This window comes from Lentilactobacillus fungorum, assembly GCF_016860605.1.
GTDB lineage: Bacteria > Bacillota > Bacilli > Lactobacillales > Lactobacillaceae > Lentilactobacillus > Lentilactobacillus fungorum.
Window position 1 is genome coordinate 111657 of the sequence record NZ_BNJR01000004.1, and the last position, 12782, is coordinate 124438.

Annotated in this window: 12 protein-coding genes; 9 read left to right on the forward strand and 3 right to left on the reverse strand. The window is 42.6% G+C overall.

Translation table 11 applies throughout. The features are described from left to right. Positions 1 to 49: 49 nt before the first annotated feature. Entirely contained in the window at positions 50 to 445 is a 396-nt protein-coding gene (locus YK48G_RS00655) for a hypothetical protein (protein ID WP_203628779.1), read from the reverse strand. A gap of 171 nt (positions 446 to 616) precedes the next feature. Here YK48G_RS00655 and YK48G_RS00660 point away from each other — a divergent pair, with 171 nt between their 5' ends. The 6 genes from YK48G_RS00660 (at position 617) to YK48G_RS00685 (ending at position 6368) form a co-directional block, all read left to right on the forward strand. Then, a complete protein-coding gene (locus tag YK48G_RS00660) occupies positions 617 to 961 on the forward strand; it encodes a hypothetical protein (protein WP_203628780.1) in 345 nt (114 codons plus the stop codon). A 41-nt stretch (positions 962 to 1002) separates the two neighbouring features. Further along, entirely contained in the window at positions 1003 to 1962 is a 960-nt protein-coding gene (gene prmA, locus YK48G_RS00665; RefSeq protein WP_203628781.1) for a 50S ribosomal protein L11 methyltransferase, read from the forward strand. A 1-nt stretch (position 1963) separates the two neighbouring features. Beyond that, positions 1964 to 2740 carry a 16S rRNA (uracil(1498)-N(3))-methyltransferase gene (locus YK48G_RS00670; protein WP_203628782.1) on the forward strand — a complete coding sequence of 259 codons (777 nt, stop codon included), beginning with the start codon at positions 1964 to 1966 and terminating at the stop codon, positions 2738 to 2740. Positions 2741 to 2848: 108 nt separating this feature from the next. Then, a complete protein-coding gene (locus YK48G_RS00675) occupies positions 2849 to 5020 on the forward strand; it encodes a RelA/SpoT family protein (protein WP_284692007.1) in 2172 nt (723 codons plus the stop codon). Between the two features lie 12 nt (positions 5021 to 5032). Beyond that, a complete protein-coding gene (dtd, locus tag YK48G_RS00680) occupies positions 5033 to 5479 on the forward strand; it encodes a D-aminoacyl-tRNA deacylase (protein WP_203628784.1) in 447 nt (148 codons plus the stop codon). Positions 5480 to 5726: 247 nt separating this feature from the next. Next, a complete protein-coding gene (locus YK48G_RS00685) occupies positions 5727 to 6368 on the forward strand; it encodes an HAD-IA family hydrolase (protein WP_203628785.1) in 642 nt (213 codons plus the stop codon). On the opposite strand, the gene YK48G_RS00690 is transcribed toward YK48G_RS00685, so the two are convergent. Both YK48G_RS00690 and YK48G_RS00695 read right to left on the reverse strand, forming a co-directional pair. After that, positions 6365 to 7207 carry a fructosamine kinase family protein gene (locus YK48G_RS00690; RefSeq protein WP_203628786.1) on the reverse strand — a complete coding sequence of 281 codons (843 nt, stop codon included), beginning with the start codon at positions 7205 to 7207 and terminating at the stop codon, positions 6365 to 6367. The genes YK48G_RS00685 and YK48G_RS00690 overlap by 4 nt on opposite strands. A gap of 17 nt (positions 7208 to 7224) precedes the next feature. Further along, positions 7225 to 8067 (reverse strand): N-acetylmuramoyl-L-alanine amidase family protein, encoded by an 843-nt coding sequence (locus YK48G_RS00695; RefSeq protein WP_203628787.1) that lies wholly within the window; start codon positions 8065 to 8067, stop codon positions 7225 to 7227. Positions 8068 to 8537: 470 nt separating this feature from the next. Here YK48G_RS00695 and hisS point away from each other — a divergent pair, with 470 nt between their 5' ends. The 3 genes from hisS to YK48G_RS00710 all read left to right on the forward strand — a co-directional run bounded on the left by hisS (position 8538) and on the right by YK48G_RS00710 (position 12710). Beyond that, the gene (hisS, locus tag YK48G_RS00700; RefSeq protein ID WP_203628788.1) at positions 8538 to 9845 is read left to right on the forward strand and encodes a histidine--tRNA ligase; all 1308 of its coding nucleotides are present in this window, start codon (positions 8538 to 8540) and stop codon (positions 9843 to 9845) included. Position 9846: 1 nt separating this feature from the next. After that, complete coding sequence (aspS, locus tag YK48G_RS00705) at positions 9847 to 11640, forward strand: aspartate--tRNA ligase (RefSeq protein WP_203628789.1); 1794 nt, start codon at positions 9847 to 9849, stop codon at positions 11638 to 11640. 194 nt (positions 11641 to 11834) lie between these two features. Continuing rightward, positions 11835 to 12710 carry a YitT family protein gene (locus tag YK48G_RS00710; RefSeq protein WP_203628790.1) on the forward strand — a complete coding sequence of 292 codons (876 nt, stop codon included), beginning with the start codon at positions 11835 to 11837 and terminating at the stop codon, positions 12708 to 12710. Positions 12711 to 12782 lie beyond the last annotated feature (72 nt).

The window sequence follows — 12782 nt, forward strand, 5'->3', positions numbered from 1 at the left end:
TAAAAAATAGGCCGGATACGTTAAAACGAGTTAACCTAACGACTTATTCTCAACCAATACGTAATTCGGTAATTAACTTGGTTTCAATTAGGCTTTGATCATCATCGGTTGTTTTTCGAATGACTCGATCCAGCTGGTGATTTTGAATAATATATTGATCAAAGAACGGTTTGGTGGGTACTTGTAAAATGCTCTTATCATGAGATTGTTCAAAACTAACTTTATCGAGGACAAAATCTTTTGGGACTGCGGAAAAAATATTTGTAATGGCGCGTAAGGCGACTTCGCCGTTTTTGAGGATCGTGTAGTCTAGATGATGACGATTAAAGCACTGGTGCCCCTCAAAGATTGTGTCGCTAGAAGGGGCTTCAAGCACTGCTCGATAACGGATCTCAATGGTATCCGGCCTAATTTTATTGATGAAACGAATGCGAAATAATTCCATGGATCTTCAACTCCTTTCTTTCATCATATGCTAGTTAGATTGGTTAACGCAAGCAAGATTATCAACAAAATGTTTGCGTTTTCGATTGCATTCAATTATTATATATATTAATTCGTTTTTTATTCGATTTGAGATTAATTATAAAATTATTAGGCGAGGAGGTGTTTATGATTGTTAAGTAGAACAAAACAATATCTCAGAAAAAATGGTTATTTTTACAAAAAAGAGTATATTCGCCCCTTGCTCACACCGGATAACATTTATATTTTTCGTTTTGGCCGGGATCGGTTGGATAACCGACTGATTATTCGTTATAGTCATAAATGGACTGGTCGGCAGCGAATCAATGAAATCGACTTGCGGCTTCATAAACAAAAACACCCCCGGATTTTTCAAACCGAATCCGAACTACTTCAATACTTAGAAGGGCATCTTCTAAAACATGAAGCCAAAGTGCGCGCTCGGGAAGCTAAAGCCAAACAAGAACATCAAGTACCTGATGGGGCATCCAAGTAGGGTGCTCTTTTTGTATCGAATATCAACAAAGGGGATTGCAAATGGATTGGACAGAAGTTTCAGTAATGACGAGTAGTGAAGCTGTTGAGGCAGTTTCAAATATTTTAATGACAAGAGGTGCAACTGGGGTCTCAATTGAAGATGCCAAAGACTTTGATAAACTCAAAGCCGGCCGATATGGAGATCATGGTGAAATCGTGGATCCAGCCGATTTAGTGCATATTACTCAGGGCGCGGTTGTTTCGGCTTACTATCCAAATAGTCAAGACATTCAATCGCAAGTAACCGAAATTGCCGCGCAGGTTCGGCAGTTGAAATCATACGGCTTGAATCCAGGGCCGGCTGAGGTGAACGTTAATGCTGTCAAAGACGAGAATTGGCGAACAGCTTGGGAAAAGTACTATCATCCAGTCTCAATTACCAGAATGTTAACCGTTGTGCCTAGTTGGGAAGACTATCAGCCAAAAAATAAGGCAGAACAACTTATTCGACTAGACCCTGGAATGGCCTTCGGTACTGGTACTCACCCAACCACTCAACTGTCATTGCAAGCCCTCGAAACGGTGATGCGTGGTGGTGAGTCAGTGATTGATGTTGGCACTGGCTCAGGCGTTTTGAGTATTGCCGCCAAATTGATGGGGGCTTTTGATGTCCAAGCATTTGACGTTGATGAAGTAGCCGTCCAGTCGGCCCAGAAGAACTTTGAACTGAATCCAATTGCTAAGGACGTGCAAGTTGCTGCAAATGATTTGTTAAGTGGCATCCATGAGCAAGTCGACATCGTGATCGCAAATATTTTAGCAGAAATTATTGTGCCTTTAGTGCCGCAAGCGTTTGAAAATTTGAAGCCCGGTGGTTATTTCTTGACTTCTGGTATTATTAAAGCTAAATATGAGCTTGTCAAAAAGGCATTAGTCAATGGCGGCTTTGGTGTGGTCGAGTCACTGAAGATGAAAGATTGGTACGCCGTGATTGCTCAAAAACCAAAGGAAGATAATTAGCATGCAGCATTATTTTTTAAATCGAACATTGACCCCTGGCGATCAGATTGGATTACCAGCCGAAATTAGCCACCATTTAGACCGAGTTTTACGTAGTCAAGTGGGTGATGAAGTCGAGTTGGTTTCGTCACAACAGGTCGTTTTCAAAGCCCAAATTGATCGCATTGCTGATCGAACCGTTTTTGTATCGATCATTGAAAAATTAGCGGTCAACGTTGAATTGCCAGTATCAGTAACCGTGGTAAGCGGTTTGTCCAAGCGTAATAAGCCGGAGTTGATTGTTCAAAAAGCAACGGAGATGGGGGCCAGCAAGCTTATTTTTGTACCAATGGCGTGGTCGGTTGTTAAGTGGGCGCAAAAAAGCGACAAGAAAATCAAGCGGCTTCAAGAAGTTGCGCTAAGTGCTGCTGAACAGTCCCACCGAAACGTTGTGCCAACGGTTCAGTATTTGGACAACCTGGCCGCGTTATTTAACGACCCGTTTGACCTAAAATTGGTTGCGTATGAGGAATCGGCTAAAGCCGGTGAAGCTGCCAACTTGGTTAAATTAGTGGCAGGAAGTCAACCCGGTGCATCAATTGTGGCCGTGTTTGGACCTGAAGGGGGAATTTCGCCGACAGAAATTGACCAATTAAGCCAAAATGGTTTCATTCCGATGGGGCTGGGACCGCGAATCATGCGAACCGAAACGGCGCCACTCTATTTTCTGGCTGCCTGTTCGGTGTTGACGGAATTAGCCGGTAAGCTGAACAAACCCGCGAATCATGATAAAATATGAGTAATTGCATTTATAATCCCTTTGGTGGGAAGATTTAGAGAAGAGTTGATATGATTGGCAACTAAAATATGGACTGCAGATGACGTCATTAACAAAGTAGCTGAGTACATGAATGACGACCACGTGAAGCAGGTCAAAAAAGCCTATGAATTTGCAAAAATTGCCCATCGCGACCAAAAGCGTCAGTCAGGAGAACCCTATATTACGCACCCAATTCAGGTGGCCGGGATTTTAGCAGATCTTCATATGGATCCTGAGACGGTCTCAGCTGGCTTTTTACATGATGTCGTTGAAGATACTGGGGCAGAACTGAGTGACATCAGGGAGCTTTTTGGTGATGATGTCGCTTTAATTGTCGATGGTGTCACCAAATTATCCAAAATCAAATATAAATCAAGCCAGGAACGTTTAGCTGAAAACCATCGAAAACTTTTGTTGGCAATGTGTAAAGATATTCGGGTAATGATTGTCAAACTAGCAGATCGGCTTCACAATATGCGGACATTAAAATCATTGCGACCAGATAAGCGTCGGCGGATTGCCAAAGAAACCCTGGAAATTTATGCCCCGATTGCTGATCGACTTGGAATTGGGACTATCAAATGGGAATTAGAAGATATTTCGTTGAGGTATTTAAATCCACAGCAGTACTACCGCATTGTGCATTTAATGAATTCGCGGCGAGACCAGCGGGTGGATTATATCCAAAAGGCCATCAAAGAGGTTCGCAGCGCCATTGCTGATTTAGATATTCAAAGCGAAATTTATGGTCGGCCGAAGCACATTTACTCGGTTTACCGCAAAATGGTTGAGAAGCACAAACAATTTAGTCAAATATACGATTTACTTGCGATTCGGGTGATTGTTCAGTCAATTAAAGATTGTTATGCCGTGTTAGGAGCGATTCATTCCAAATGGAAACCAATGCCCGGCCGGTTTAAGGATTATATTGCAATGCCAAAAGCCAATATGTATCAATCCCTGCATACGACCGTTATCGGCCCGGAAGGCAAGCCCTTGGAAGTCCAAATTCGAACTGAAGAAATGCACTGGGTAGCTGAATTTGGTATTGCTGCTCACTGGGCTTACAAAGAGGGAATTCGAAGTGAAGTTAAAGCCTCTCAGGATAACAATAAACTCAATTGGTTCAAACAGATTATCGAACTGCAGGAAGATACTGATGACGCGGCCGACTTTATGGACAGCGTCAAAGGGGAACTATTTGGCGATCATGTATACGTCTTTACACCTAAAGGAGATGTTTACGAACTACCAAAGGGCGCTGGACCGCTTGACATGGCTTACATGATTCACACGGAAGTTGGTAATCATACGACGGGGGCTCGGGTAAACGGCAAGATTGTGCCGTTAGACCATCAAGTTAAAAACGGTGATATTGTCGATATTATTACTTCGACTAGTTCGGCTGGCCCAAGCAGAGACTGGTTGCCGCTCGTTCATACAAGGCGGGCCCGAAATAAAATTAAACAGTACTTTAGAAAAGAAGATCGGGCCAAAAACATTGAAGATGGTCGTGGACTGATCACCCGTAAACTGCGAGAAGAAGGCTTTGATTCTCACGCTGTGATGACACCTGCTAAATTAGAAACGACCGCGACAAACATGCATTATCAACATGCTGATGATTTGTTGGCAGCCATTGGCTTTGGCGATGTTCAGCCGACCGGCGTTGTTAACCGACTCACTGAAGACGTTCGGGCACAACAAAAACGTGAGCGGCAAGATCAAGCCGAAAAAGAAGTCTTGGAAGGCCATCAAACTATTACGGAAAATAGTGAGACTAGTAAGAAAAAGGCCAAGAAGTCTTCCAATGGCATCGTCATTGAAGGCGTCGACAACTTATTGGTTCGACTCAGCCACTGCTGCACGCCAGTTCCAGGCGATCAAATTGTCGGCTACATCACAAAGGGCCGCGGCGTTTCCATTCATCGGGTTGATTGTCCTAATATTGTTAAGGCAGAAGAAAATGGTGAACGGTTAATTGAAGTTTCTTGGGCTAATGATCCGGCTGAACGAACCACTTATGAGGCAAGTTTATCAGTTCAAGGCTATAATCGAGCTGGCCTATTGACGAACGTTTTAACAGCTGTTAATAACGTTACCAAAACAGTTTCATCGGTCAATGGTCAAGTGGATCACAATAAAATGGCGACGATTAGCTTGCTCGTTGGTGTCCGAAATTTAGAACAGCTTGAACGGTTAATCAACGCGATTAAGAATGTCCGGGACGTTTATTTGGTTGAGCGTAAATTTAGATAAGGAGTCGGCAAAATGCGAATTGTGTTGCAAAAGGTCAATCGGGCCTCAGTTTCAGTTGACGGGGTTCTTCATGGCAAAATTGGCAGGGGCTTTATGCTGCTGGTAGGCGTTAAAGATAGTGACGGCACAGATGAAATTAACTACTTGGCTCATAAAATTCATAAGTTGCGGGTCTTTGAAGATGACAACGACAAGCTCAATCTTGATATTGACACGGTCGGTGGATCGATTCTCTCAATTTCACAGTTTACCCTATACGCGGATACTAAAAAGGGAAATCGACCGAGCTTTGTGAATGCTGGTGAACCTGAGCATGCCCAGAAAGTTTATGAACAGTTTAATCAAGCGTTACGGGATGCGGGCTTGGAAGTTCAAACCGGTGTTTTTGGAGCAGATATGCAGGTTGACTTGGAAAACGACGGTCCGGTCACCATCCTATTTGATACTGAAAATCAATAATGCAAAATCGCATTTAATAAAGGCTTATCCATAAGCCAGCTTTATATGTTGGCAATTAAAATTTGATGGATAGGCCTTTTTATTGAGCCAAGCGTAAGGGGTTATGTACGCCAACTGTTCACAAAGCAAAAGTGGCTCTGTCAGCCTGATTTTTTTAAGCTGAAATGATACAGTTCGGATATTTAATAAATACTTGAAGTTTCGGCCTATTTTGCCCGGCTCATTTAAAAAGGAGGACACTATTTTTATGATCAATCAATTATTTTGGGACTTCGATGGGACACTATTCAACACGTACCCAAAAATGGTTCAGGCTTTCAAACAAGCATTAACGGACTTAAACATTGATGAAGTTGAAATTGATGAACACGACATTTACTTGACCATGCGGCAACACGATGTTGGCACGGCAATTCGAAAAAGTGCGGCTTTTTATGGAATTAATGAAGCGAGTTTGCGGCGGTTAAATAAAAAACACCAGACAAAGTTAGTGGCGGCTGCCCAACCCTTTGCTGATGTTAACGAAGTTTTAAAATTAGCTAAACAATTAGGTGGTGATAACTACCTGTTAACCCATCGTGATGACCAAGCCAAAGCTTTGCTCGAGCAATTTAAATTAACCCAGTACTTTTCCGACTATGTGACGTCTGATTTGAATTTGCCGAGAAAGCCCGACCCCAAATCAATCAACTATTTAATTCAGAAACATCACGTAGATAGGAAGGCAGCGATGATGATTGGAGATCGCAAATTAGACATTGCTGCCGGCCATAATGCCAATATTGCTGCCTGTTTGTTTGACCCAGACGGCATCATTGGGGATTCCGGCAATCCAGATATTCGGATTACCGCAATGGCTGATTTGATATCATGGTTAACTAAGCACTAATAAGCCCTTAGAATTTGATCGACCATGGGGCCATAGGTTTCGCCAAACAAGTTTAGGTGTGCAAGTAAATAATTAAGCTGGTACCAGCCAAGTCGTTTGTCAACGCCAATCGTGAGTGGGTAGACTGAATTATAGCCTTGGTAAAATTCTTGGGAGAAACCGCCAAAAAGTGTCGTCATGGCAATATCCAGTTCTCGATCACCATAAAAGACGTCCGGGTCGATTAACATGGGTTCCCCGTCCGCTGTAAATAAGTAGTTGCCTGACCAAAGATCGCCATGTAGTAAGCTTGGGACGACTTGGTGAGTTGAATAATATTTTTTGAACTGGTCGCTCATTGATTGGAATTGAGATTGTCGCCAATCATTCCAGCGGCTTTTTTTCGTTGCCAGTTTAACGAGGGGGTTAAGCCGTTGGTCAAGATAAAAAGTGATCCAGTCGGTTTGCCAAGTGTTATCCTTAGGCAGCTTACCAGCCATAAAGTCATGATCAAGGCCGAATTTTTCAGCATGCTGTTGATGAACTTTGGCAACCATTTTACCAAGTTCAAATTGGCTGCCTTGCCCCGTATCAATCCAGTTTAAAAGTAAAAAACCATCATTGCCGACTTCGCCGCTAGCGACCACTTGGGGCACATTGGCAACTTGGCCCAACAAATGGAGGCCTTCAACTTCGTGAGCAAAAAAAGCTTTGCCGCGATTGGGCTGAACTTTCATAAAATATTGAGTAGTTGGTGTTTCTAGTTTATATGACTCATTAATGTCGCCGCCAGAAACGGATTTAACTTTTTCGACTTGATTAATTGGCAATTGTTGAAGCCAAGCTTTACTAAGTGACATAGATTAGGTTTCCTTTCTTAACGTTGTTGTTTAAAGTAAGCCGATAAGCCGGCAACGACGTTATTGGCGTATTTTTCTTGGTAAGTTTTGCTTTGAATGAGCTTGAAATCTTTCTCAGTATTAAGATAGCCACCTTCGATTAGAATTGCCGGCACCGAATTATCGCGAATAACCAGAAAATTACCAAATAAAACCCCGCGATTAGTGAGTGGCAAACTAGTCATTTGAGAATCGACTGCCTTGGCTAAGCGTTTGGAGTCACCAGCATGATAATAGTAACAAGTATAACCAGATGCCGTATTGGTTTCATCCGACGAATCAAAATGAAAACTGATAAATGCGTTCGCAGAAGCGGTCATAGCGGTTTGTGGACGGGCAGACAGTGAAACGGTTTTGTCCTGATCACGGGTCATGATAACTTTAGCGCCCTTTTCCCGCAACTTTTGGGCGACCAGTTTGGCAACGGCTAAAGTATACCGCTTTTCGGGCTGGCCACTAGCAGCTAGTGCGCCAGTATCACTACCGCCATGACCAGGATCCAAGACAATTGTCGCTTCTGACAGGCGAGTGACGTTTTTAATATCTGGATTGGTTACCAGCCAAGAAGCAACCCAGCCGATGACACGATGCTTATAGATGACTTTTAGCCAGTCATCTTTTTTACTAATGACTTGAAGGTGCTCTCCTTGGGCAACTTTTGCTTTGACCGAATAGGTGACAGCCGGTCCGCTTCGAATATTGAGTTGGTTGACCTTGACGATGACAGAATTGGAATAAAGTGCGACTAAAAGCACCGCGAACGTGATGATAATCACCAAGGTCGTCATAAGCCAACTTTGATTATCTTTGAGTCGTTTCATTGGGATTCTTTCCTTCATTCTTAAGGCAAATAGACGAAACAAAAGCTAATTTCAGAAAGTAGTATTGACCAGGTGTTTCAGTCCTTGTGGTCAAATAATGAGGTGCAGTTGTTTCGTTGATTCAAATAAGATTATTATAGTTGAAAATTGGTAGGTAATCTAGCCTAGAAAGGGGTTGGTTATAATCTGGTCTTGACTTTTGTGCCTGGGTCAACTAATCTTAATTACAGTTAAATATTCAACCGGACAAAAAGAACAGTAAAAATGATTGTCAAACAGAGAACATTTGCTTGCTGAGAGAATGTGAGAATCATTTTGAAGTGACACTTTTTGAGTAAAATTGGTTAATAGTGTATGCTATTCGCGCGAGCGTTATCCTTGAGTTTAATAAAGGTGGTACCGTGCAAATGCACCCTTGTCTTAGGACAGGGGTCTTTTTTTTCGGAAATGTAAACGGGAGGCAGCGGTTAATGAAATATCAACGACCAAAGGGAACGGCTGACATTTTGCCAGATGAAGCAAAAAAATGGAACTATGTTGAAGAAACGGCCCGAATGTTGTTTGAGGACTATCGATATCATGAGATTCGAACCCCAATGTTTGAAAGCTTCGATGTTTTTTCCAGAACGTCTGGAGATACGTCGGATGTTGTAACCAAGGAAATGTATGATTTTGACGATAAAGGCGGGCGACACATGAGTCTGCGGCCGGAAGGAACTGCCGGCGTTGTTCGGGCATTTGTTGAAAACAAACTTTACGGTCCTGAACATATTCGGCCAGTTAAAGTCTTTTATATGGGGCCGATGTTTCGTTATGAACGACCACAATCAGGGCGTCAACGCGAATTTCACCAAATCGGAGTCGAGGCTTTTGGGAGTAACGAACCGGAGTTAGATGTTGAAGTAATCGCAATGGGGATGAATTTACTCAAGCAGTTTGGTCTGTCCGACTTGCGGTTGGAAATTAATACGTTGGGTGACAAGGAATCTCGGGCTGCTTATCGGCAGGCCTTAATTGATTACTTGGACCCACACTTTGACGAGTTAAGCGAAGATTCAAAGGTCCGCCTTCATAAAAATCCATTGCGGGTATTAGATAGCAAGGATAAGCGTGATCAAGAAATTGTCAAAGGGGCCCCTTCAATCCTGGATTATCTCAACGAGGATTCAAAGCGTCACTTTGATCGGGTCAAGAATTTGCTGGATGCCCTACACATTTCATACGTCATTGACCCTGATATGGTGCGTGGCCTCGATTATTACAACCACACGATTTTTGAAATCATGGTTAATTCAAAAACACTGGGAGAAGGCTATACAACGATTTGTGCCGGTGGCCGCTATAATGGTCTCGTTGAACAGCTTGGCGGCCCAGAAATGCCAGGAATTGGCTTTGGCATGGGGATGGAGCGACTGATGATACTGATGGAAGCCCAAAAAGTTAAGTTCCCTGTTTTAGACCAATTGGACGCTTACGTTGTTGGGATTGGTGAACAAACCAGCGTCGAAACCCTGCAAATTGTGCAAGCTTTACGAGCGGGCGGCTTTTCCGCTGATCGGGATTATTTAGATCGCAAGCCTAAAGCCCAATTCAAATCGGCTAACCGCTTGAACGCCCAGTACACGATTACAGTGGGCCAAAGTGAATTGGCAGCCAAAACGGCAAACGTTAAGCAGATGACAACAGGCAAAGAAGTTTCAGTTCCGCTAGCAGATATTACCAATGATTTTGATGTGGTAATCAATAAATATTTTAATGACGGCGAGGAGATTGATTAGGATGAAACGAACCACGTATGCTGGCTTAGTTAACGAAAAGTTAATCGGCCAAGAAGTTGTGTTAAAAGGTTGGGTGCAAAAGCGTCGGGATCTTGGCGGCTTGATTTTTATCGAATTGCGCGACCGTGAAGGTATCGTGCAACTGGTTTTTAGTGAAGAATTTGGTCAAGATGCTTTGGCAGTTGCTGACAAGCTTCGAAGTGAATACGTTGTTGAAGCAAGGGGCAAAGTTGTTGCCAGGGCTGACAAGGAAATTAACCCGAAGATGAAGACTGGCAAGATCGAAGTCGATATTGTTGAAGCCAAAATTTTAGCGACTGCTAAGACGCCGCCATTTTATATTCAAGATAATATTAATGTTTCAGAAGATTTAAAATTAAAATATCGATATTTGGATTTGCGGCGGCCGGAAATGCAAAAAAATATTTTGCTCCGAAACCGGATTATTCAATCGATTCATAGCTACTTCGATAAGGAAGGCTTTATCGATATCGAAACGCCAACCTTAACTAAATCGACGCCAGAAGGGGCGCGTGATTATTTAGTTCCTTCCAGAGTTTATCCAGGTTCCTTTTATGCATTACCTCAGTCACCCCAACAGTTTAAACAATTATTAATGGGCGCCGGGTTTGATAAATACTATCAAATTGCGCGTTGCTATCGGGATGAAGACTTGCGAGGTGATCGTCAACCTGAGTTTACTCAGATTGATATGGAAATGTCTTTTGCGGATCAAGAAGAGATTGAAGACGTTACTGAAGGCTTTATTGCCAAGGTGATGAAAGATGCGATGGGCATCGACGTCAAGCTGCCATTTAAGCGAATGGATTGGGACGAATCGATGGCTCGATTTGGAACGGACCAGCCTGACGTGCGATTTGGCATGGAATTAAAAGATCTTTCAGCTATTATGAAAGACGTTGATTTTAAAGTCTTCTCAGGTGCTGTTAAAGACGGTGGCCAAGTTAAAGCAATCGCGGTACCAGGTGGCGCTGATAAATATTCAAGAAAAGATTTGGATCAATTTGCAAGCTATGTTGAAAGATTTGGTGCAAAAGGATTAGCTTGGTTGAAAGTGACTGATGATGGTTTCAACGGTCCAATTGCAAAGTTCTTCAAAGATGCTGATTTACGTGAAAAAATTCTTGAAAAAGCTGAAGCTAAGCCGGGTGATTTGTTATTATTTGCGGCTGATAATCGCCGGGTGGTTGCCAACACTTTGGCCTATTTGCGAGTTGAAATCGCCAAGGAACAGAACATGATCGATGAATCTAAGTTTGCATTCCTATGGGTCGTTAACTGGCCATTGTTTGAGTGGGACGTTGACTTAAAGCGTTACGTGGCTGCCCACCATCCATTTACGATGCCTAATGAAGATGATGTTCACTATCTGATGAACGACGGTGAAGATCCTCACAAAGCCTATGCGCAAAGTTATGATATCATCTTGAACGGCCTTGAACTTGGCGGCGGTTCAATTCGTATTCATACCCGGGCACTTCAAGAAAAAATGTTTGAAGCCCTTGGATTTACTAAGGAAAGCGCCGAAGCCCAGTTTGGCTACTTCTTAAATGCATTGGACTATGGTTTTCCGCCTCATGGTGGTTTGGCAATCGGCTTGGATCGATTTGTTCGTTTGCTGGCTGATCGGGAGAACATTCGAGACGTCATTGCCTTTCCAAAGAATTCTAAAGCCGTTGAGCCGTTGACAAGCGCACCACAACCCGTTGCTAACAAACAACTTGAAGACTTGGGATTGTTTGTAGCGGAACAAGATCAAAATGAAAAGCAATAATTTTTTTGGTTGTTATTTTAGTCAAGTAAGCGATCATAATTGCTAAATCCAAATCAAATCCTGTAGTCTAATTGATGATTACAGGATTTTTGATGTTGCGCGCTTCTTTATGATTTAAAATAGAGGTGTTTGAAGAACTCACTGTTTTTAAGGTAGTGGACGGACTAAGTGACTATCATGAGAGGAATTTAACTATGGATGACGTTTCGAAACTAATGCGGCGACATACTTATGTTACCAGGACTTCTACCTCGCTGATCTACGCAATTTTGGTATCGATTGCCGTTAACTTCTTTTGGACTCCTGGCCACATTTATTCATCAGGGATTACTGGATTTGCCCAGTTACTAACGACAATTACGTCGCGAACTTTGCCAATTACAATTTCAACTGGGTTAGGATTATTTTTGCTGAATATCCCGCTGTTTTTTCTGTCTTGGCGGGCAATTGGCAAACAATTTACTATTTTTACGGTTATTACCGTGTTTCTTTCAAGTTTTATGATCCAGTTACTTAAACCAATCCCACTTACTCATGATCCGATTATTTGTGCGATCTTTGGTGGGGCAGTTAACGGTTTTGGCACTGGATTAGCACTAAAAAATGGGATTTCAACTGGCGGCTTGGATATTTTAGGAATTGTGATCCGCCAGCGAACCGGGCGCACGATCGGGACAATTAATATCGCTTTTAATACATTAATTATTATTGCTGCAGCTTTTATGTATGGATGGCCATATGCTTTTTATTCTGCTTTGAGTTTAGTTGTTAACGCCAAAGTAATGGATATGACCTATACGAAACAGCAGCGCCTGCAAGTTATGATCATTACGAATCGGCCCAATACCGTTATTGATAGCGTTCAAAATCACCTGCGAAGGGGCATTACGATTGTACACAATGCCGAAGGCGCGTATCGGCACGATGCCAAGACCATTTTATTTACGGTTATCTCTCGTTATGAAATGAATGAGCTGGAAGAGGCCTTATTGGAATCTGACCCGAATGCGTTTGCTAGTATTGCCGACTCGGTTAAGATCTTAGGGAGATTTTATGAACCCAAACCGTAACTTTCTAAAGATTTTTTAAGAAAATAGTTCTGCAAATTGTTTATGTTATAATGTTTCAGTGTGTGATAACTA

Excerpts from the sequence above, each read along its gene's own strand:
- dtd (WP_203628784.1), top strand. The coding sequence starts at position 5,033 with ATGCGAATTGTGTTGCAAAAGGTCAATCGGGCCTCAGTTTCAGTTGAC.
- hisS (WP_203628788.1), top strand. The coding sequence starts at position 8,538 with ATGAAATATCAACGACCAAAGGGAACGGCTGACATTTTGCCAGATGAA.
- YK48G_RS00685 (WP_203628785.1), top strand. The coding sequence starts at position 5,727 with ATGATCAATCAATTATTTTGGGACTTCGATGGGACACTATTCAACACG.
- YK48G_RS00675 (WP_284692007.1), top strand. The coding sequence starts at position 2,849 with ATGAATGACGACCACGTGAAGCAGGTCAAAAAAGCCTATGAATTTGCA.
- YK48G_RS00695 (WP_203628787.1), bottom strand. The coding sequence starts at position 8,067 with ATGAAACGACTCAAAGATAATCAAAGTTGGCTTATGACGACCTTGGTG.
- prmA (WP_203628781.1), top strand. The coding sequence starts at position 1,003 with ATGGATTGGACAGAAGTTTCAGTAATGACGAGTAGTGAAGCTGTTGAG.
- YK48G_RS00690 (WP_203628786.1), bottom strand. The coding sequence starts at position 7,207 with ATGTCACTTAGTAAAGCTTGGCTTCAACAATTGCCAATTAATCAAGTC.
- YK48G_RS00710 (WP_203628790.1), top strand. The coding sequence starts at position 11,835 with ATGGATGACGTTTCGAAACTAATGCGGCGACATACTTATGTTACCAGG.
- YK48G_RS00655 (WP_203628779.1), bottom strand. The coding sequence starts at position 445 with ATGGAATTATTTCGCATTCGTTTCATCAATAAAATTAGGCCGGATACC.
- aspS (WP_203628789.1), top strand. The coding sequence starts at position 9,847 with ATGAAACGAACCACGTATGCTGGCTTAGTTAACGAAAAGTTAATCGGC.
- YK48G_RS00670 (WP_203628782.1), top strand. The coding sequence starts at position 1,964 with ATGCAGCATTATTTTTTAAATCGAACATTGACCCCTGGCGATCAGATT.